Consider the following 21,535-nt stretch of genomic DNA (forward strand, 5'->3'; position numbering starts at 1 on the left):
CATTTTTCGAAATCTGAAGTGTTTATATCCGATTTAAGTTGGATACCATGGACTGATATTACTTCACCTGTTCCCGTGCGCAAAGAATTGGCCATCGGTTTATTTTCAGTTTTTGTTTCACTCATTTGGCTAAAGACAGGAAAACAAAGAATGCCCATTAACACCGTAAGGAAAATGTTTCTTATCCCAAAATCTTTGGGAAGAATCGCTGAAATTTTAAGTTGATTTTTCATGTCGTTATAATTTTAGTACATACTTTTGAATTGAATTTTTACCCATTTGAATTGGGCAGTATATTATTGTTTAGCCTAAAGAAATTCTCAGGATCGTATTTGTGCTTCAGTTTGGCCAAGCGGGAATAATTCGGTCCGTAGGCCACTTTGATCCTGTCTAAACCGTCGTCATCGGCAAGCCAGTTTACCGCAGTCCCGTGGGTATGAGGTTCCACTTCTTTCCAAAAGTTCTTTGTCCATGCAATCAGATGGTCAGCTTCTTCAGGATCCAGCCATTGTGGGGTGATATCGAAATACCATTGTTTACCCCGGTAGGGGAAGGGGGTTTCTTCCGGTCCCACCCGCGCGACAGCCCCCTTCATCACATTGAATAAAACCATGGAATAAGGGCTGATTTCTTCCGTGTTACTTACAATTATATCGATCACTTCATCATCCAAGGCAGGAAGGTAACCCATCTTGTTGTACCGGTGCATGCCATGCGGAACTGCTGCGTCAAGACTTTTTTGAAGTTGTACATAGGGAACGGGGGCTATCATATCGGCCATCGGGGATTTGAATTCTCTTAAAGGCACCAATTGCTTCTTGCCTTCCTCCAAGTCTCCTGCCCAACAAACCACCAGTGCAAAGACTTTGAGGCCATCAGGAAGGGTGAAAATGGCTGCAACAATGGTCATCTCGTCGGGAGTATTCATGGAATAATCCCGATAAAACTGCAGCATCTCCCTGGCCTGATCCAGTGGATAGAGCATCATTCCGGTCAATACCTCCGGGCCGACCTTGTGCAGTTGGTATTCAAATGAGGTGACCACACCAAAATTACCCCCTCCTCCTCTTATGGCCCAAAACAGATCCTCATTTTCGGTTTTGGAAGCTTTCATATACCGTCCATCTGCCAATACCATATCCACAGAAAGCAGGTTGTCAATGGTCAACCCTAATTTATTCATCAAATAACCCTGTCCGCCGCCCAATGTCAATCCGGCTATTCCGGTGTGCGACACGACACCTGCAGTTACGGCAAGTCCAAAAGCCTGTGTTTCATGGTCCAGGTCAGCCAATAATGCACCGGCTTCAGCCCTTGCGGTCTGATTGACAGGATCTACCCGGATACCCTTCATATTGGACAAGTCGATCAAAAGCCCCCCGTCACAGGTGGATCTACCGGCAAAACTGTGCCCCCCGGCTTTCACTGCCAGGATCAGATTATGTTCACGGGCAAAATTCACGGCCGCAATCACATCCGAAGGCCCGGCACACTTGACCACCATGGCAGGATACTTGTCAATCATCCCATTCCAGATCGATCTTGATTGATCATATCCTTCTTCCTCGGGAAGGATAAGTTCACCTCTTAGAGTTGACTTGAATGCTTCTACTTCAGATTTTGAAAGCATTATTTCTTTAGAAATCACATCATTATTTTTCATAAAAATCGGGGTTTGGTGAGCATTTTATCTTTATGTCTTTTCAATTGATTTTTCTGGAAATAACCTTGGCATTAGACCAGAACAAATCTAAAAAATAAAGAAGGGATGTGATGGTTCAAATGTTCCAAAAACATTAACAAATGTTCCATCTATAAAAAATTCCGTTGGGGATATTTATCAAACACACTCCGAAGGAGATCGACCATATTGTTTCTTGAAACACTTTGTGAAATAACTCTGGCTGTTGAATCCAACAGCATAAGCCACCTCAGTCACATTCCCGGCATTTTGTTCCAAAAGGCTCATTGCCCTTTTCAGTCGGAACACCCTGATAAATTCAGTCGCTGAACAATCGGTCAAGGCCTTCAGTTTCCGGTGGAGGTTGGTCCTGCTCATCCCGATTGCCCTGCTGAACATCTCCACATCAAAATCCGTGTTCATGATATTTTCTTCCATGATAATCAAGGCTTTTTTCAGGAATTTTTCATCTATTGATGTCACTGCAATTTCGGAAGGCTGCAGGCTGAGAGATCGGCTGAATATTTCCCGGAGTTTTTTCCTGCCTTCAATGAGGTAATGGATCCGCACCTTGAGTTCCTTCATTTCAAATGGTTTGGTCAGGTAAGCGTCAGCGCCTGTTTCCAGTCCGCTGATTTTGCTTTCGGAATCTGCCCGTGCAGTAAGCAGGATAATGGGGATATGGCTTGTTCGCTCGTCGTTTTTCATCTTGTCACTGAGACTTACCCCATCCATCACAGGCATCATCACATCGGAAATGATCAGGTCGGGCATGATTTCAGTGGCTAGTTTAAATCCCACCATACCGTTTTCAGCTTCCAGAACCTGATATAGTTCCCGTAAATTCTGAAAGATAAAATGTCTCAGATCCGGGTTGTCCTCGACGACCAGGACAGAAGGCAAAGTACTATTTGTGATTTCCAGTTGCTTTAGGGAGCCGATGGTTGTTTTATTCGTTTCTTCCGTTTTCATTAAAGGTGTTGGAGCGCTTTCTAATTTCTTCAATTCAGCCATCTCCTCCTGGTCAACATTTTCCAAAGTCAGTGCTACAGAGAATGTTGTCCCAGATTCGGGGCTGCTTTCCACGGTGATATTTCCACCATGCAATTCAGTCAGTTCCCTGACCAATGCCAATCCGATTCCAGTACCCTCATAAGTCCTTGTGGCTGATGCCTCACCCTGGTAAAAGCGTTCAAAAACATGGGGCAGCCTTTGGGGTGGGATGCCGATGCCATTGTCCTTCACCCTGAATTCCAATTGGATTCCTGATTCCTTTTCAGCTAATTTGGACAGACTGAAATTAACCTGCCCTCCGGTCGGGGTGAATTTGAAGGCGTTGATCAAGAGGTTTGACAATACCTTTTCCAGCTTGTCATGATCAAAGAGTAGGTAAAAAGAACCTTTCGGTAGATCTTGTGTAAAAGTGATCTGCTTGCTTTCAAACTGGGATGAAAAAGTCCCGGCAATTCTTTTTAAGAAACCGATGATTTCACCTGGTTCTTTTTCAAGTTTCAATTTACCCGCTTCCAATTTGGAAAGGTCCAGCAATTGGTTGACCAACTGAAGCAGCCGGGCAGCATTCTTTTTGATCAGACCATGACCTTCCTGCAGCAAAGGATGGGTTTTTCTTCCCGCTTCCAACTGCTCCACCGTACCGGAGATCAGGGTAAGCGGGGTACGGAATTCGTGGGAAATGTTGGCAAAGAAATCGGACTTGGTGCGGTCGAGTTCTAGCATTTTTTGGGCTTCTAGCCGTTTTACCTCCACGTCCAACAGACTAGTTTGCAGGGATCGTTTCGTCTGGGCATATTCTATGGCCAATAAAACCGAAAAGGAAATTGCTGCACAAAATATGGCCAAATCAAGCGTGATGGCTATATCATGGGGGAATCGGGGAAGCGTGTTGGAGTGAAATAAACTAAACAACGCCCAAAAAATAAGATTCCCTGACCAACCAAAAAAAATGACCCAGGCACCTTTGATTTTTTTCCGAACAGCTTTCCAACTTACCAAAACTGCAACAAAAGGCCCCATGGTAAGAAAATATGGCCAATAATAGTTGGCGGCTTCATAGGGCCATTTCCATGTCGGAATAAAAAGTAAAGCCGAAATAGTGGCCAACCAAAACAAAGCATCCAGCTTTTCCTTGGCAAATGAATAAACGGCGAGTATTCCCCAAATGATGAATGTGCTGAAAAACAGTGAACTGATCAATCCTATTATAAAAAATGAATCCCCTTCTCTGGGCATAAAACGGAAAACATGTTCCAAAAAGTAACCGAAGGCCAAACTAATGGTGAACAGACTGTAATAAAGGTTAGTCTTATTGCTGGGATAAGTGATAAAAAAGAAAAGGTGAAGCAATGCAAGGAACAGTAAAAAAGTAGCCTTTCCTACCAATCGGGAAGTCACCAAGGCCCTGTGATGCAACATACTCTGTACAACGTTATCCATTTGATCCACTCGGATAACCAAGGTTGGATTACCACCCCAAAGCCCCAGGAAATTCATATAGGGGTTTCTTTCAGTAAATGAAAACCGTACAGCCAAAACCTGATCGGTACGGTCTTCAAACTGAAAACTGTAAGGGGTGAAATTTGGATTGAAAATCAACTCTTCTTTGGGATCCTTACTGACAACTCCCAATTTATGGATCAACTTGCCGTTCAGGAATATTTCAGATGCTCCCCTTTGAAATATGTTCAAAGCCAAAGGAATATTCAACAAAGATTCATCAACATCCAAATGCAATCGAAACCAGCCAATTTCAGCTTCCCTCAGATCAGTCAAATAATGGATATCGGTAGTGGGGTCTATGGGAGTCCAATGTCTGTCATCAAATTCGGGATATGCCCAGGATGGGTTATCTCCTGGGTGGAATTTCCAGTTTTGGTTGAGGGTAACCTGATTGTCACTTAAATCACCTAGTTTGAAACTATTGGTTGAATCAGCAAATGTTTGGTGTAATGTAAGGAAAAGCAATACATAGATCAGAAGATCATTCCATGGAACTACCGTATATTTTATTAAAAAAGATCCCATTACTAAATAAATAAATATCTAATTATCAATAGGTTTGATTAAATATAGCTAAAATAGTTTGATTGTCTTAAATGACAATAATTTTTTTCAACTGTCTTTTTTTATTGAACCCTTTTCCTTTCTTCTTCAGATCCGGTAGCCTTCTTCACTGTACGAATGTCGGACAAACCAAAGTTTTTTGAATAGGTCAATTGAATCACACTGGATGTCAATCTAAAATTGAGACATCTTAATAAAAAATTACCTTGGCTAGCCAATCAATCTAAGCCTTGATGAAGTAGGCTTGATTACCTCCATTGTAATTGATTACCTCTCTTCCGAATAAATGCATCCCCTGTTCATAGAACTATTCATTCGGCCCCCGGTCTGAGGTCCAGATGTCGCGGTGGAGTTTCCATCCTTGGGGAGTGTGTAGCCAGAGGACGACGTATTTCCCCACGTCGGCCTCCCGATCACCTGCGAAGAGACGGTAGCGGCCCACTTCGGTGGCAGTTTCCCCGTCTGCACCCGTGAAAATTTCCACCGTCTCCAAATTGGCTCGGGTCAGCCCGGAGTCGAAGACACCTTGCCAGAACTGCTCGATAGCCTTTGTACCCGCAACCGGACCGCGACCAGCTGGAAGCAGTTGTCCGCTCGCTGTGTAGAGTGCGGCAATCGCTAAGGCATCCTGGCGCCCGAAGTTCTCTTCAAAGTGTTCGTTAGCCTGCTCGATGTGGGCACGCAATAGATTGTCGCGGCTTTCCGTGAAACGCGGATCGATGGCAAAGCTCTGCTCGAAAAGGCGGGCGGCCTCCTCATAGCGGCCCTGGCGGAGGCGAAGTACTCCGAGAGAGTTGTGCGGCCTGGGCTCATCGGGGGCGTGTTGGATGTAAAGCAGGAAGTTCTCCTCGGCGGTGGCTAGGTCCCCCTGGTCCATCGCGATGTAGCCAAGCCAGTTGTACGCTTGGATGAAGTCCGGATCACACTCTAAGGCACGTCTGAACTGCTTGACGGCTTCGTCGTAACGTTGCAGATTGCGGTAATAACGAAACCCCATATAAGAGGGTAAGTAGGGATCATCAGGATACTCCAAGGAGAGCCCGCTCAAGATCTCAATCGCACGATTATAATCCCGCTCCAACAGAAAGGCATGGAAAGCGTCGATCAATTGCTGTTCGCCCGGCGTGACGCGGTCACGATTTGCTTCCGCTCTTCCCAAGTAGTCCTGAAGCTCTGAAAGGAAGTCAGCAGAACCCCCGCGATGGAGGAGGGCCAGCACAAAGGAAGGATCAGCAGCAATGGCCTTGTCAAGGTGTTCTCGTGCCTCAGCGAACTGATAGTGATGGGCGGCATCTCGCCCCAACAGGAATTGCTCCCGCGCCTCATCCGAGTCCGTGGTAATCGGAAGTAAGCGGCGCTCATGCCCCGACTCCCAATAAACACCTGTAGTGGACAACGGCCCTCCTTCTGACCCTAAAATCTTATAATTTGCCAACAATTCCGGGTCGGACTCTTTTCCGAATTCAGAAACAAAAAGAACCGATTCTCTTTTCAATGAATTTTCAATGGTTTGACTATTGCTACCTGAAATTAGGATGACAAATAGTATAGGAAAGAATAGTGTGATTTTCATATCTATGTTTAAACTTTATAATAACCCTTTCAAGTCCGGATCCTTAGTGGAACAGGTGATCAGAAATTCGGAGGGGGTCTTTCCAAATTGTTTATAAAAACATTTGGCAAAATGGGATGGATCCTGAAATCCAACCATACAAGCTACCTCTGCAATGTTTCCCGCCCCATTTTCCAACAATTCAGAGGATCTTTTGAGCCTGATCAAACGAATAAGATCGCCTGGTGCATAACCGGTGACTCCTTTGATTTTTCGATGTAGCTGCATACGGCTCATTCCAACTTCCCTACCGAATCGCTCTACGCCGAACAAGGGATCATCCAGGTACTTTTCAATGATTACCAAAGATTTTTCCAAAAATTTACCATCAAGGGATCTGATAGGTTTTGACATGGGCTGAAGCAAGATCTCCTGACTAAAGCGCTCTTTCAATTTTTGCCTGATATCGATCAGGTTCTTGATCCGTACCAATAGTTCTTCTGCCTCAAAAGGTTTGGTAATGTAATCATCGGCACCGGTCTGCAGCCCTTCCATTTTGCTTTCCCCGGAAGCTTTGGCGGTCAGGAGTATGATGGGGATATGGGCTGTTTTTTCATCTCCCTTCAGGGTTTTGCAAAGGGAAATTCCGTCCATTCCCGGCATCATCAGGTCACTTAAGACTAAATCAGGGATCAGGTGTAAGGCCATGTCCAATCCTTGTTGACCGTTCTCGGCTTCCCGTACCGAATAATGGGCATTTATACTATCCTTGATAAAATCCCTAATATCCTGATTATCCTCCACCACCAAAACCAGAGGCTGCTCACTTTCTCCATTTAAACGTCCTTCAATATGTTTTTTTTCAACAAAATCATCCCCAAGATATATTTTCAATTCCTCAACAGATTGGGATGAAGGCTTGGAAAGGGACATTTCTTCCATGCCTGTGGTCAATACGGGAAGCCTGACCCGAAAACTGCACCCTTGTCCCAACCGGCTATTTACCTGAATGGTACCGCCATAAAGCTCCACCAACTCCTTGACCAAGGCGAGCCCTATCCCACTTCCTCCATTATACAACCCTTCATTGGTTTCCACCTGATAAAACCGGTCAAAAATTCTGGGAAGCATTTCAGATGGAATACCTGTTCCCTTGTCCTCTACCACGATTTCCAGCCACTCCAAGTTCCCGGACCTTTCAGTGACTTTGTCCCACCAAGGAGGTAATGGGATTTGTGTCTCATGTTTTATAAGTGCGGAAAATTGAATCTCACCGCCCTCGGGGGTAAACTTGAAGGCATTGGACAGTAGATTGGTTATGATTTTTTCGAGCTTATCTCCATCAAAATAAGCAATAGGGTTTCGACTGGGATAATTAAATATGTATTTGATCTTCTTCGATTCTGCTAATGAGGAAAAGGAAATCACCAATACCTTTATAAATGCCGTAATATTCTCAGGCTTTAGGTCCATCTCCATACTTCCGGACTCTATTTTGGACAAGTCCAATAATTGATTGATCAACAGGTGGAGACGTTTTGCATTTCTTTTCATCACCTGAAAAACATGATGATCGTCCGGGTCGGAATTGCGCTGAAGCTTTTCCAAGGGACCGAGAATCAGGGTAAGAGGAGTTCTGAACTCATGAGATATATTGGCGAAAAACCTGGATTTCAAATGATCAAGTTCCTGCATCTTTTCTGTCTCCACCTGTTTGATGGCCAGGGCATGACGCAATCTTTCCCGGTTTACAGCCTGTCTCCTAAAAATATAAAGCCCTGAAACAGCCAAAACTGCATAAAGGATATATGCCAAAGGGGTTTTCCACCAAGGAGGTAAGATGATGATGGACATTTTTGCTATTTGCTGCTCATCAAAATAGTTATTTTGGGATGCTTTGACTTTAAAGGTATATTGGCCAGGCTTAAGTTCCGAATAACTGGCAAACCTCCGGCTCCCACTGTAAATCCAATCGGAATCCACTCCCTCCAATTGATACATAAACTGCATTTTATCCGGAGAATCGAAATTGATGGCTGTAAACTCGAAGGAAAGAAAATTTTCCTGATAAGATAAATGGATCTCTTCTTTATCCAAGGGAAGTATCCGTTGTAAAGCTTTTGCTTCCGTCAAAAAGACCGGGTATTGATGATTCTTGTCCTTTAATTCTTCCGGCCTGAAATTCACCAAACCCTGGCTGTTGCCGAAATACAGGATTCCATCCCAATAAAAGGCACTTCTCTCCAAAAAGTAGTCACTGGGTAATCCATCACTTGTTTCATAATTGACAAAACTCTCTTTTACGGGATCAAATTTGCTTAACCCCTTTTCGGTTCCCATCCATAAGTGACCGTTTCCATCTGCCAAAATGGAATTGACCCGGTTATTTGCCAGACCGTCCTTTTTGCTGAAGAACCTGATTTCACCTGTTTTGGTATTCAGCTTGTTCAATCCTCCCTCCGCAGTTCCCAGCCATATAACGCCTTCCCTGTCTTCATAAATACTTAAAATAGCCAAATCCCCTAGCCTATGCTGGGGCAAATCTGCATAAAGGTGGAAGTGGGTAAACTGCTCTGTGGAAGGGTCCCACTGTAAGAGTCCCACTCCTCCCACTGATATATAAACCAAGCCTGAATTAGCTGCATGAATGAAAAAAATCCTTGGGCCGTTGAGATCATAGGGAATGTAGGTGTATTCCCCACTTTTGATATCCAATACAGCAATCCTATCTTGATAAGAACTTACCCAGATTTTTCCTTTTTTATCAGAGGAAATGGAATAGGCTTTCACTTCACAGGGAAACCAGATGAATTCATTTTTCAAGCTATCCCATTTGAATAGCCCGGGTTCACCAGTGGCTCCAACCCACAAATTACCTTCTTCATCTTCGGTCATGGAATAATTATCAGGAAATCCGGACTGCTTGGAACCCGGCTTCAGAGGTACAACCTCCGTCTTGCCTGTTTGTGGATCATACCTGCAAAAGCCCTTTCCAAAACTCCCCAGCCAAACCCTCCCGTTTTTATCCACCCATATATTTTGTGTCAGATTTTCCCTGTGGATATATTCCCTAGGGGATACCAATAATTGATGGGTAGTAAACGGATTTTCCTCTAATCGTGCTTTCATCCCACCAAATTTTGAACCCAACCACAAATTGCCATTACTGTCCGGGTAACTGACGGAAAGGGAATTATTTCTCAGTGAACCAGGCTTCAGTAGGTTGGCGTGATGGGTGGTCACTTTGCCGGTTGGTAGGTCCAACTTTTGCAATCCCTTTACAGAAGACAAAAAAAGCCAATTTCCCGAAGCGCTAATGTGGTGAATGTCATCAAATAGCGGATCGGAAAGCAATAATCTTTCAAACTCTCCCGTGTTACTCCCATTTTTCTTTTGAAAAATCCCTTCTCCTTTTACCTTGATAAACATCTTCCCTTTTACATCCAAATATAGAGCGGTAGGATTATAAACCCCATCGTTACCCAAGACATCAATTTTTTGAAATTGAGCACTTTCGATATCAAACTGATAGACAGCATCAGGCAAAACTCCCCATATGTTACCATCTCCATCAAAATTAACATTGGGAAACCTTTTGGTATGGGTAGGGTAAAAAAATTCAAATTTCTCCTCTTTCGGATCAAACTTAATCAATCCATTTTCGGAACCAAGCCAAAGGAAACCTTTATGGTCTTGTTTAATCGATTTGATGATATTGGATGGGTTTGGGCGATTGGGTACAGGTTGGTATAAGCGCGCTTCACCCGAGAATTTGTCCAAGTGTACCAATCCAAACACTGTACCCATCCATAGACGTCCCAAATCGTCCTCAAACATACCAAAAGTTGGAGGTGAAGGAAATTCAATAAAATTATGTTGGATCTCCAATTCAAAATAACGGGCGTGGTTTCCGTCAAAACGGTAAACTCCATCCAGAGTGGCAAACCATATAAATCCATCCTTATCCTGAATTATATCATTAATTCTATTTTGCGGCAATCCACGCACACCCAAAAAACTCTCAAAAAACAGAGGAGACTCCGCCCAGGATGAAACTGAGAACAGATAAAACAAAATGACGAATTTGAATTTTTTCATCTTGGTCTATGCTTTGATATTCAACATCGATCAAATTACGTCTTATACCTTGGTAATTTGGGATTTACCCCGATACGACTATATGATTCCACAGGAAAAAACATCAAAAGTGCCTGCGCTTCCCTGTTCCCAACTACCCCTAAATAAATTTAGTTATTTTTCCTCAATCTGCCGAAATTTTAATATTTAACTGATTTTCATCAACTTACCCATCTACCCAATATATATATCCAAAACAACCCCCTTGATCTCAGATCAAGGGGGTAAACCATCAAAAAATCAGCGACAGTTTAGTCAGGCCAAGAGAAATTATTCCATTTTTTTTCATTGATAATCACAAGTAACGTCAGGATTGTATGGGGTGAATATACTGACTGGATTGTGCTTCCAAACCCAAACGTGCAATTGGTAATGGGGATATCGTGGGCCTCCCTTTGTAAAATCCCTATGGTCATCAAAAACCTGCCCTTCCAAGGTAGGCGGGTCATCGTCATCGTGAGTCTCGTGCCAAGGAATTGCCGGAACAATAAATTCTACTGCAACCAAACGTAAGATTCCATTTTTCTGGGGTTCAAAAAGAAGGACCTCTGGATTTCGAGGGTCGATATTAGTATCTATCAAAGAGAAATTGACATAGTGAAATCCCATTGCACCCAGTCCGGGACGGGTGACACATGGGCTTGCCAATTCATATCCAGCGCTTTCGGCCACTTCCACTCTATGATATTTGGCTGTGCCAGCCCGGATATCTGCCACGGCTTTATTTTGAGCCGGAGTATTGGTCCTAAAATTGGAAAAATCAGGTTCATGATCTAAACTCAGAGACTCGATTATTTCAACATCCAATTCATTATCCAATTCAGGGCTGTTTTCAGGCATGCAGGCCCAAAACCAAATCGCAATCAGAACATAATAGTAGTTCTTACCAAAATTTAAAAACAGGTTTTTTTTCATGGTGTTTTTGGTTTAAATGAAATTCAATTTTTATTCGTCTTGATATTAAATGGGAATTTCCTTGGTATAAAATTATGGACATACCATAGGGATTGGCTAGGATAATTATCCCAAAATCCGGTAAATTGGTAACTTCTAATAGTTGTAAATTGATTATCCACAATATTGCCATTCATCAAGTCTCCATTGCATTTTGGGTTAAAAGTCGGATGAGACCGAAGATGGCCTAAATCGATATTTATAATTCCCTCATGGATTAGACGTTTATTTTCATTTTTACTAAAATGTTTTCATTTTGAAAACTTTTCCATATCTTCAACAGTTGATAAAGATAAATCATTGAAAAATATCATAGTTATAAAAAATCTGGTTCAGTTTTACGAAAGGCATCCAGATTCCAAAGCAAGTTTAGAAACTTGGATTGCTATCGTCAAAAATGCTGATTGGCAAAAGTCGTTGGATGTTGTGAAAGATATTCCTGATGCTGATCCGGTGAAGAACAACAGAGTGGTTTTTAATATCGCAGGAAATAAATATCGCTTGATTGTTCAGATCAGCTATATCAGACAATGGGTATTTATCAAATTCATCGGAACACATGCTGAATATGATAAAGTTGATGCAAATACAGTTGAACAGTTTTAAATCGTAAAATCCAATCGCAGATATGAAATGGGATAAAATCATCACCACGGAGCAAGAATATGAAAAAGCTTTAAAGAGGCTTTCCATAGTATTTGATGCGAATCCGGATAGTCCTGAAGGGATGGAAGCAGAACTCTTGGTCACACTAGTAGAAAAATATGAAAAGGAGCATTACCCTATCGCTTTTCCCGAACCGATCACAGCCGTCAAAGAAGCCATGGAAATAAAAGGACTAAAGGACAAAGACCTGATTCAGGCTATTGGAAGTAAAACCACTGTAAGCCTTGTTCTCAACCGTAAGCGAGCTTTGACCATAGATATGATCAGAAATCTCACAGAGCTTCTGGGACTCCCTGTAGAAGTGTTAATTCAGCCTTATAAACTCAATGGCAAGCAGGAGAGGGTAAATTGATTTTATTCGATACTAAATTCGACACTAAATCAAAAAAACCCTAACTAACTGTTTTTCAGTTTGCTAGGGTTTATTTTGCAGAGAGGAAGGGATTCGAACCCTCGATACCCTCACGGGTATACACACTTTCCAGGCGTGCTCCTTCAACCACTCGGACACCTCTCTATTATTACCCCATCTAAATGGGAGTGCAAAGAAATACATAATTAAAAGCCTTTGCAAACTTCTCCCAAAAAAATTCGAAGACAGATTTCACGCTAAATCATAATATCCACCAATATCCAATCCCGAAAAATCGGGACAGGTTATCAATCAATATCTAATCCAGTAAAGACCAAATAATTAAAATTGAGCAGCCCCTGTTAACATAACCCAAATATCAATTCCCCACCAATGACATCTCCCCTATCATCGGAGTTATCAGTTTCCTCCTGATTTCGGAATCCTCTTTTTCATTGGCCAACAAAAACATCATTTTGGTTACCGCTGCCTCAGTGGTAATATCCCCTCCACTCAGTACCCCAATTTTTTTCAGGTCCTTGCTTGTCTGATACCTGCCCTGTATGACACGACCACCGTTACACTGCGATACATTCAAAATGATAATCCCCTTTTTTACAGCCCTGTCCAGGGAATTGATAAACCAGGATTCGCTTGGGCTGTTTCCGGAACCGTAAGTTTCCAATACTACACCCCGCATGCCCTCTATATCAAAACAGGAGTCAAGAATCTTTGAGGTGATTCCGGGGAAAAGCTTTAATACCATTACCCTGTTATCAAGCCGGCTTAAATATTTAAGTTTTTTCCCCTCTTCAAATGGTTTGATGGCGGCGTAATTATAATCAATGATAATCCCTGCTTCTGCCAAAGCCGGATAGTTTTCAGATTCAAATGCATCAAAATGCACACTCTGTACCTTCTTGCACCTGTTTCCCCGCAATAATATATGATTGAAAAATATACAGACCTCAGGTACGATGGGATTGCCATTGGCTTTGGCTGAGGCTATCTCAAGGGCTGTCATCAGGTTTTCCCGTGCATCGGACCGCATCGCAGATATTGGCAACTGTGCTCCTGTAAAAACCACCGGTTTGCTCAGCCCTCTCAACATATAACTCAGCATGGAAGCTGAATAAGCCATGGTGTCTGTTCCGTGCAAGATCACAAAACCATCATAGCTGTCATAATTCTCATAAATGATATAGGCCATATCCACCCAATGCTGCATGTTCACATTGGAGGAATCAATGGGTTCAGGAAAAGAGATGACAGTAATGGCAACATTCATATTGGTCAGATTGGGGATTTTTTCCATAATCTGACCAAAGTTAAACGGAACCAAAGCCCCTGATTCATCATAGGCCATACCAAGGGTCCCTCCGGTATAAATAATCAAAACCGAGGAAGTGATATCACTTTTTGCAGCAGTATTGAGTCTTACTATTTTATAGTTCATGACTTGAAATGGTGAAAAATGCTGTGCGCATTCTTTTGAGTGATAGTGGAAATTTTCTCCAATGAGCTTTCAGTGAGGTCACCGACTCTTTGAGCAATCAATGGAATGTATTCAGGAGAATTTCTTTTACCCCTATAAGGAATAGGTGCTAAATAAGGACCATCGGTTTCCAACACCAAATGTTCCAAACCCAATTCAGGCAACACCTTATCCAAACCTCCATTTTTATAGGTTGAAACACCACCTATTCCCAAAAGAAAACCCATTTCGATAATCTGCCTGGCTTGTTCAACACTTCCGGAGAAGCAATGGAAAATCCCTTTCAGGTCTTCTGTTTTTTCTTCTTTGATTATGGCAATGGTTTCATCCATTGATTCCCGGCAATGCAGGACAATAGGCCATTTCTTTTTCTTTGCCCAAGTGATCTGAATCCTCAAAGCTTCTTTTTGTTGCTCAAAAAAGGTTTTGTCCCAATACAGGTCTAAGCCTGTTTCACCTATGGCGGCAAACTCCCTTTTCTCAATCCACTCCTCCATTACATAAAGCTGCTTCCTAAAATCCTTTTTTACATCGCAGGGATGGAGTCCCATCATAGGAATACAAACCCCGGGATATTTGAGCTCAGCTTCCAACATCACATCAATGGATTCAACATCAATATTGGGCATATAAATTTTTTCGACACCATTTTCCACAGCAACCCTGATCACATCTGACCTGTCATCATCGTATTTTTTGGAATAAATATGAGCGTGGGTGTCGGTGTATTTCACTTTTTTTTGATTTGTGGTTTTTGGCTATTTTGTTTATGGACAACATATCCTAACATCAGTCATCGGTCATCCAACATCTGACATGTCTCTCACTTTCTCCATTTCCTCTTCCCTACTGCCTATCCTATATCGTCAGTGCCTAAGGCACTTTGGGTGTTTATTTTTCATCTTGAATCCGGCAATAAATTAAAGGGCTATGAAATCGGTCATGCCTACGGCATTTGCCTGTGCCTCATGATTCTCGGCTCTCGGTTCTTCGTTCTCGCTTCTCTCCCCTTGATTCCCGATATGCATAGGGACAAACTTTGCCTCTTGGTTCTTGGCTCTATTAACCCCCAACTTCCCAATCAACCCTCTTGAGATTGCCACGTCGCACGAAACGGTATACTAACAAATAAAGAAAATAAAAGTGCTCCTCGCAATGACGGCAACTTATTACTTCTAATCTCTCGTTCCTATCAACCAACCCAGTCTCGGATCTTCGTTCTTGGCTCTCGCCTCTCGGTTCTCGCTTCTCGCATCTTGTCTCTCGGCTCTACCTTCATCCTTCAATACCTCCTCCCCTTCCATTCTGTTTTAGAAGGCCAAAAATAATAAAGTATCGTGGACCATGAGGTAATCATATAATAAATTTCAAATAGAAATAGATCTAAGGCAGCTAACTTGATTTTGGTTTTTATAGCGAAACTGTAAATAAAAAGTCCTTGTATTAACACTTTGGCAATCCATAAGCAGATAGCCAACAATGGATGTAAAAAAACCAGCAATAAAATACTTGGAAAAAAAAGGACCTGAATGGCCAAGATTAATCTCCAATATAATGGCAGTGACATGGCACCCGACATCCAGCGTTTTCTTTGTTGGATTAACTGACTGAATCCATTTTGGGATTTGGTGGAAATCAGATTGTCCTCAGATACTTGTTGCAAGACTTTGTATCCTTTAGACTGGATATTTCTGGCAATTTCAAAGTCTTCTGTCAGGGAAAACGGAATACTTTCAAATCCGCCAACCGATAAGTAGGACGCCTTGGTAATCAGCATATTGTTACCCATGGAGGTAACAGAATATCCAAAATCTGACATCACTTTGACCATACCTAGGGTTAACCACCAATCCATGCCCTGCATTTTCCCATAAATGTTATCAGCCTTGATATGGGTAATCCCTGTGATTATACCTGCTTCTGTGTTTTGGCAGGCGAGAACCATAGACCGGACCCAATTGCTGGGCACCTGACAATCTGCATCTGTGAAAAGCAAAACCTCTCCTTTTGCATATTTGGCCATTTGGGATAGCGCATTGGCTTTGCCGTTCATTTTGGAACTATCGCCTTCTTGGATTTGGACCAGTTTCACATGTTCATTTTGATCTTCAAATGTTTTTAACAAAACTCCTGTTTCATCTGTACTTCGATCATTCCCTAATATTATCTGAAGCTTGTCTTTTGGATAATTCAGTTTGGCTATGGACTTCAAACATGCCGGCAAATTCTCCTCCTCATTTCTACTGGGAATCAAAATACTGACAAAGGGGAATTCAGAAACCTCATTTTTTACGTAATCTTTAAAGCTGAACTTCAGTAATAGCCAAAGTAGGGCATCCTGTACCAAAAGAATAACGACCAATATTACCGCTAAAAACATCATAGCAAAGCCGTCTCTAAACCTGAGTCCTTCAGAAATTCCAAATAATCCGGCAGGACTTTTTTAATTATGTCTTTGGTTTTTTGTTGGTCATGAAAAACCACTATTGACCCATTCCTTGAATACTTAATGGATTTATTCAGGCATTGTTCTGCACTTTGCGAAGAGTCAAAGTCCCCTGTGAGCACATCCCACATGATCACATCATATTCAGCCACAACTGATTTAAACTGTTTTTTGGTGATTTTTCCATAAGGCGGTCTGAAAAGCCTGCTCGGAACCGATAAGGTTTCCTGGATCTGGGATTGACAATTGCGGATTTGTTTAAGATAACTTTCATAGGATGTTTTGAATCCGTTCACATGGTGCATGGTGTGGTTCCCTATCCCATTTCCGGATTGATGGACTTCTTGTGCCAACTGTTGGTTCTTATGGATATTATCCCCAACCATGAAAAAAGTGGCGGACATGCTCCTTTTCGCCAACTCATTTAAAACAAAGTCAGTCACTCCCGGAACCGGGCCATCATCAAAAGTCAGGTAAATTTTATTTACACTCCTATCTTTGTTCCAAACAAATTGCGAAAACATTTTGGGTATCAAAGACGGAACATGATGCATCCACACCATGATTATTTAAATCTTACACTTAGCAAAGTAATATCATCCCGTTGCTCCCCTCCTACTGAAAAGCCTTTCAAATCCTCAAAAAATAAGTCATGGAATGTATTTGGTTCTACGCAAAGTTGACTTTTAACAAATTGATGAAACCTCTCATCTCCATATTCTTCTTCATTGTCATTAAAAGTTTCGGTAAGTCCATCAGTGTATAAGTGGATCGTAAAGCCCTTCAGGTGTGATCTTTTACCTACCTCCAAAAATGGCAATTGCTCAAATGCCCCTAAAATAGTTGTGCCTGCCTCCAGAGTTTCACTTCTTTTTTCACCTTCCCAACACAATACAGGAGGGTTATGACCGGCATTTACGTAAGTGAGTTCTCTTTTTTTATAATTGTAATAACCAAGGAAAAAAGTAATGAACCGTTCTCCTTTAGTATTTTCAAAAATGGTGTAGTTCAATTGCTCCACTATCATTTTGATATCTGAGGAACTTCTCAATAGTGTCCTCAATGCCGCCTGAAAATTGGACATCAACAATGCGGCAGGCATACCTTTACCTGAGACATCTGCAATACAAAAAAAGACTTCATCCTCTGACTTCTGTATAAGATCATAATAATCCCCGCCGACTGTGGAATGTGGTATATACGTGACTTTGGCTTTCAGCTTTTCTGTTTGGGGAAGTACAGCTGGAAAAAGCATCCTTTGGACATTGGAAGCGATTTCTATCTCTCTTTTCAATCTTTCCTGCTCCAACTGTCTTTTGGCAAACCTCTTGTTTTCCAAAGCAACCACCATGATATTGGTCAATGCCTGTGTGAAATTTAGGTCAAGATATTCATGCTCAAATTTTTTTCTGAGAAAAAGTATGGCAAGCATCCTTTCTTTATGGTACACTGGTAGATAACTTTCCAATTCAGAAAAAGAATATCCATGATCAAGCTCAATATTCAATTCTCCCGATTCCTTTGAGTAATTGACCTTGCTCTCTGGAATTTGCTCAGGGATTATATTTTTGATCCCATGACTGATCTTCAGCTCAAATTGATCCTGATCAACCATGTATAAAAGTATGGCCTTGATATTTAGATGTACAAGGCAGGTGAATTTAAAAATATTCAAAAGTACGGAAGCGGATTTGTTTTCATTGATCGCCTGTGTGATCTCGAGAAGGGCTTTTAACTCCAGTTCCTTTTTTTGATATTTAACAGTTTGAGTGGTCACTTTTTATTTTTTTTAAATGGCATTATGCTCCATCAGGCCCTTTTTGGTTGCCAGATAAAACAAATTTTTGCCTGTTTCTTTAATATCAACTTTATCGAAAATCTCAGTATCTGGTTCGCTCAGACATTTGATGTAGGACATTTCGTACAGCGATTGCAAGGTAGCCAAAAGCAATTCATCTTCCCAAGCCAACGTTTCTTTTAAATAGCTGAAAGGCTGTACAAAGTAAAGCTCATCCAGCAAGTCAAACTCATCATCAGTCATAATTTCCAATTGGTTAAAGTGCGTAAAGTTATGGATTTACTAAGAAAATGATAATTGAATGCCTGCATATCTTAAAGTAATTGTTGGAGGTTGGAAGTCAGAAGTGGGAAGATCTTTGAGAAAGGATGAAGGTGAAGGGATGAAGGATAAAGGACAAGGTGGTGCGTCATTGCGAGTCGCCAACATTTTGAAAATGTTCAGAAAAGGTAATGACATTAGGTTATCCCTACCTACGGCAGGCAGGCGTCATCCCGAGGCACGAGGGATCTCCAGAGGTCCTATTTATGTTAATTCTATCTGACTGGGCTCAAACCCAACTCAATGTAGAATTCAGGTTGGAAATTTCTGATACCTGCCCTTCCATTTCCGTCCACCAAAAAATGTAGCCACAACAGTTCCGATTACAAAGACAGGATGAATAATCGAGGTGAGTATAAAATTGGTAAATCCTTGATGAATCCTTAAATCGGAAAGAACTTTCCCTAAAACAATCCTTTCAGACCCGATTTTCACAAACCAAAGAAATATAAAAACAAGTATTGAAAGCCCCCCTTGGAAAAGCAATACCCAACTTGAAAGAAAAATGAGTTGTAATATAACAGGTATCACAGCACTGAATAGATGTGACGAATTCCCATGCATCCGCCACTTGGAGGCCCATCGGCTTCTTTGCAAAAGCAAATCATTCCAGGAATCCAGTGGCTGCGTAAACACCAACCCTTTGTGATTATTTAGATAAACCACTGACTTTGCACCAAACTTCTTGGTGATTTTTTTAAGCAGAAATTCATCATCACCGGTCATAACATGTTCATTTCCCCGATATCCTTCTACTTCAAGAAATGCGCTTTTCCTGTAAGCCATATTTGCTGCGCTGCACATGATTGCTGATCCAAGCTCAAATCCTGCTTTCGTCACCAAGAGGATGCTTGCCCACTCAATTTGTTGGAAACTATAAAAAAAACCTTTTTTGTCATGAGTCATCACAGGTCCTGCTACCATTTGGACTTTTGGATCCTCAAAGCACCAAAGTTTCTCCTCAATCCAATTTTTCGGAAAAATACAGTCTGCATCCGTTGTGAAAATGATTTCGCTCTCAGCTTGTTTAACCCCTGTTTCAATGGCAGTTTTTTTTCCTACACCCGCATTTGCAATTACTTTGATAGGGATTCGATCCATATTTTTTTTCAGAAAATCTACAAGAAACCGGCCACCCCCATCCTGACTGTGGTCATCAATAAAAAGTACTTCAATTGGACTATAACGGAGCGAGAGAATACTCTTCAAAATAATTGGGATGTTTTCCAGTTCATTTCTAAAAGGTATAAGAATGCTTACCTTTCGTTCCTGATTTACGTTTGGTCTCAATACCTCTTCTTTGTTCCATACAAACATCAGTTGTAAAAGTGCAATCACATAAAGTATCCCTATCAAAAGATAAAATATTGCCATGAATTCCTAAATTGCGGTAATGGGTAAAGAAGAAAAAAAAGAAGCAAAAGAAAAAATAATAATGGGAATTGATCCGGGAACCAACATCATGGGTTATGGACTGATTCTTATTTCAGGAAAAAACCACAGTCTGTTGCAATTCGGGGTGATTCACCTCAAAAAATACAGTACCCATGAACTGAAGCTCAAAAAAATCTTCGAAAGGATTACAGGACTCATAGATGAATTCCATCCGGATTCGGTGGCATTGGAGGCCCCTTTTTATGGAGAAAATGTACAGTCCATGCTCAAATTGGGTCGGGCACAGGGTGTGGCTATGGCTGCTGCTTTGGCAAGGGAAATCCCCATTGCTGAATACTCTCCCAAAAAAGTAAAGCAGTCCGTCACAGGCAATGGCAATGCCTCCAAAATACAGGTTGCTGAAATGCTCAAAACACTCCTAAAAATCGAAGAAATCCCAAAGCTTTTGGATGCCACGGATGCATTGGCAGTGGCTTTATGTCATCATTTTCACGATGGCCGTTTGCAGACAAGAGGAAGGACTGCGGGATGGAAATCATTTTTGGAAGAAAATCCAGGAAGGGTCAAAGGGCTTTGAGAAAGATATTTAGACCTAACTACAAACCGACCTTTGATCATCCAAAATACCACATATACATATAGCTTCTTATTTTAAACATAAATTATAGAAACATTAAGCAGGGATAAAGTCAGGCATATTATTTTTTAATTCTTGTCAACATTCAATCTGGACAAAAAACTTTAACTTTGATTTACTTGGTTTCAAAATGTCTGAAACAAGTAGAGATTTCTCTGATTCAAACCCAATGACCATGAATTTTCAATCTATTTTCCGGATTGCTGGAGTACTTTCAGTCTCCATGTTTATCCTTTTTGGTTGTTCTGACTCCTCCAATGAACAGACCTTTGATTCCTCCAAATTGAGGAAAGCTTCTCAGGATGAAATTGAAAAAGTCATAGTGGATTTTATCCTTGCGGAAGACGGTGACATCATCGAAATTCCCTCGGGATTCTACAGCTTCAAAACCCAGTTGATCCTTGATTCCAAGAACAATATCAGCATCAAAGGTGCCGGAATGGGGGAAACGGTACTTTCTTTCCGTGAACTCAGAGCAGGAGGAGAAGGGGTCAAACTAGTGGGCAGCAATGTCAAAATCGAAGACCTCAGTATTGAAGATGCCCCCGGTGACGGGATCAAAAGCCAGCACAGCGATGGCATCACTTTCAGACGCATCAATGTCACCTGGACCAACGGAGACAAATCAGAAAATGGAACCTATGCCATTTACCCAGTTCAGTGCAAAAATGTCCTGATCGATGAATGTATTGCTTCCCATTCCAAAGATGCCGGAATCTATGTTGGTCAATCAGAAAATATCATTGTCAGGAACTCACTTGCCTTTGGGAATGTGGCAGGGATTGAAATAGAAAATTCGGACAATGCAGAAGTTTATGGAAATACAGCACGGGACAATTCCGGAGGTATTTTGGTTTTCAACCTGCCCGGACTTCCAAAAGCTGAGGGTCGTGGCACCAAGATTTATGACAATGATGTCATTTCCAATAACCATGTCAATTTTGCCGTACCACTAAGTGATGAACCCAACGGAAACACCGTGACCATGATTCCTCCCGGATCGGGAATCATACTTTTGGC

Annotated in this window: 18 protein-coding genes and 1 tRNA gene; 5 read left to right on the plus strand and 14 right to left on the minus strand. The window is 41.7% G+C overall.

What is annotated here, in order from left to right:
• The 6 genes from ACEW8O_RS04885 to ACEW8O_RS04910 all read right to left on the minus strand — a co-directional run.
• Positions 1-233: hypothetical protein (locus ACEW8O_RS04885; protein ID WP_373493500.1), on the minus strand; the 233-nt coding region annotated here is incomplete at its 3' end.
• A gap of 38 nt (positions 234-271) precedes the next feature.
• Positions 272-1,663 (minus strand): FAD-binding oxidoreductase, encoded by a 1,392-nt coding sequence (locus ACEW8O_RS04890; protein ID WP_373493501.1) that lies wholly within the window; start codon positions 1,661-1,663, stop codon positions 272-274.
• A 177-nt stretch (positions 1,664-1,840) separates the two neighbouring features.
• Complete coding sequence (locus ACEW8O_RS04895; protein ID WP_373493502.1) at positions 1,841-4,723, minus strand: ATP-binding protein; 2,883 nt, start codon at positions 4,721-4,723, stop codon at positions 1,841-1,843.
• A 346-nt stretch (positions 4,724-5,069) separates the two neighbouring features.
• On the minus strand, positions 5,070-6,335 hold the full coding sequence (locus tag ACEW8O_RS04900; RefSeq protein ID WP_373493503.1) for a tetratricopeptide repeat protein: 1,266 nt from the start codon (positions 6,333-6,335) through the stop codon (positions 5,070-5,072).
• A 15-nt stretch (positions 6,336-6,350) separates the two neighbouring features.
• Positions 6,351-10,412: a two-component regulator propeller domain-containing protein gene (locus ACEW8O_RS04905; protein WP_373493504.1), complete on the minus strand. Its 4,062-nt coding sequence runs from the start codon at positions 10,410-10,412 to the stop codon at positions 6,351-6,353.
• A gap of 324 nt (positions 10,413-10,736) precedes the next feature.
• Positions 10,737-11,366 carry a hypothetical protein gene (locus tag ACEW8O_RS04910; RefSeq protein WP_373493505.1) on the minus strand — a complete coding sequence of 210 codons (630 nt, stop codon included), beginning with the start codon at positions 11,364-11,366 and terminating at the stop codon, positions 10,737-10,739.
• 339 nt (positions 11,367-11,705) lie between these two features.
• Between ACEW8O_RS04910 and ACEW8O_RS04915 the strand changes: the two genes are divergently transcribed.
• Positions 11,706-12,011: a type II toxin-antitoxin system HigB family toxin gene (locus ACEW8O_RS04915; RefSeq protein WP_373493506.1), complete on the plus strand. Its 306-nt coding sequence runs from the start codon at positions 11,706-11,708 to the stop codon at positions 12,009-12,011.
• A 22-nt stretch (positions 12,012-12,033) separates the two neighbouring features.
• Positions 12,034-12,423, plus strand: a complete 390-nt coding sequence (locus ACEW8O_RS04920) for a type II toxin-antitoxin system HigA family antitoxin (RefSeq protein ID WP_373493507.1) — start codon at positions 12,034-12,036, stop codon at positions 12,421-12,423.
• 78 nt (positions 12,424-12,501) lie between these two features.
• Here the strand turns inward: ACEW8O_RS04920 and ACEW8O_RS04925 are convergent.
• From ACEW8O_RS04925 to ACEW8O_RS04955, 7 genes are all read right to left on the minus strand, one after another.
• Positions 12,502-12,588: transfer RNA gene (locus tag ACEW8O_RS04925), tRNA-Ser, on the minus strand.
• 214 nt (positions 12,589-12,802) lie between these two features.
• Positions 12,803-13,879, minus strand: coding sequence for an asparaginase (locus ACEW8O_RS04930; protein WP_373493508.1), 1,077 nt, complete (start codon positions 13,877-13,879; stop codon positions 12,803-12,805).
• Complete coding sequence (locus tag ACEW8O_RS04935) at positions 13,876-14,652, minus strand: TatD family hydrolase (protein ID WP_373493509.1); 777 nt, start codon at positions 14,650-14,652, stop codon at positions 13,876-13,878. Before ACEW8O_RS04935 ends, ACEW8O_RS04930 begins: the two co-directional genes overlap by 4 nt.
• 548 nt (positions 14,653-15,200) lie before the next feature.
• Positions 15,201-16,301, minus strand: coding sequence for a glycosyltransferase (locus ACEW8O_RS04940; RefSeq protein ID WP_373493510.1), 1,101 nt, complete (start codon positions 16,299-16,301; stop codon positions 15,201-15,203).
• Positions 16,298-16,918: a polysaccharide deacetylase family protein gene (locus ACEW8O_RS04945; RefSeq protein WP_373493511.1), complete on the minus strand. Its 621-nt coding sequence runs from the start codon at positions 16,916-16,918 to the stop codon at positions 16,298-16,300. Before ACEW8O_RS04945 ends, ACEW8O_RS04940 begins: the two co-directional genes overlap by 4 nt.
• An 11-nt stretch (positions 16,919-16,929) precedes the next feature.
• Positions 16,930-18,141, minus strand: coding sequence for a GAF domain-containing SpoIIE family protein phosphatase (locus ACEW8O_RS04950; protein WP_373493512.1), 1,212 nt, complete (start codon positions 18,139-18,141; stop codon positions 16,930-16,932).
• A 12-nt stretch (positions 18,142-18,153) separates the two neighbouring features.
• The gene (locus ACEW8O_RS04955; protein WP_373493513.1) at positions 18,154-18,405 is read right to left on the minus strand and encodes a hypothetical protein; all 252 of its coding nucleotides are present in this window, start codon (positions 18,403-18,405) and stop codon (positions 18,154-18,156) included.
• A 58-nt stretch (positions 18,406-18,463) separates the two neighbouring features.
• On the opposite strand from ACEW8O_RS04955, the gene ACEW8O_RS04960 reads away from it, so the two are divergent.
• The gene (locus tag ACEW8O_RS04960) at positions 18,464-18,706 is read left to right on the plus strand and encodes a hypothetical protein (RefSeq protein ID WP_373493514.1); all 243 of its coding nucleotides are present in this window, start codon (positions 18,464-18,466) and stop codon (positions 18,704-18,706) included.
• A gap of 29 nt (positions 18,707-18,735) precedes the next feature.
• Here ACEW8O_RS04960 and ACEW8O_RS04965 read toward each other — a convergent pair whose 3' ends face one another.
• Positions 18,736-19,857: a glycosyltransferase gene (locus ACEW8O_RS04965; RefSeq protein ID WP_373493515.1), complete on the minus strand. Its 1,122-nt coding sequence runs from the start codon at positions 19,855-19,857 to the stop codon at positions 18,736-18,738.
• 19 nt (positions 19,858-19,876) lie between these two features.
• Here ACEW8O_RS04965 and ruvC point away from each other — a divergent pair, with 19 nt between their 5' ends.
• On the plus strand, positions 19,877-20,455 hold the full coding sequence (gene ruvC / locus ACEW8O_RS04970; RefSeq protein ID WP_373493516.1) for a crossover junction endodeoxyribonuclease RuvC: 579 nt from the start codon (positions 19,877-19,879) through the stop codon (positions 20,453-20,455).
• Positions 20,456-20,690: 235 nt separating this feature from the next.
• A partial coding sequence (locus ACEW8O_RS04975) for a parallel beta-helix domain-containing protein (protein ID WP_373493517.1) occupies positions 20,691-21,535 on the plus strand: 845 nt, incomplete at its 3' end.

This window comes from Aquiflexum sp. (genome assembly GCF_041749095.1).
Lineage (GTDB): Bacteria > Bacteroidota > Bacteroidia > Cytophagales > Cyclobacteriaceae > Aquiflexum.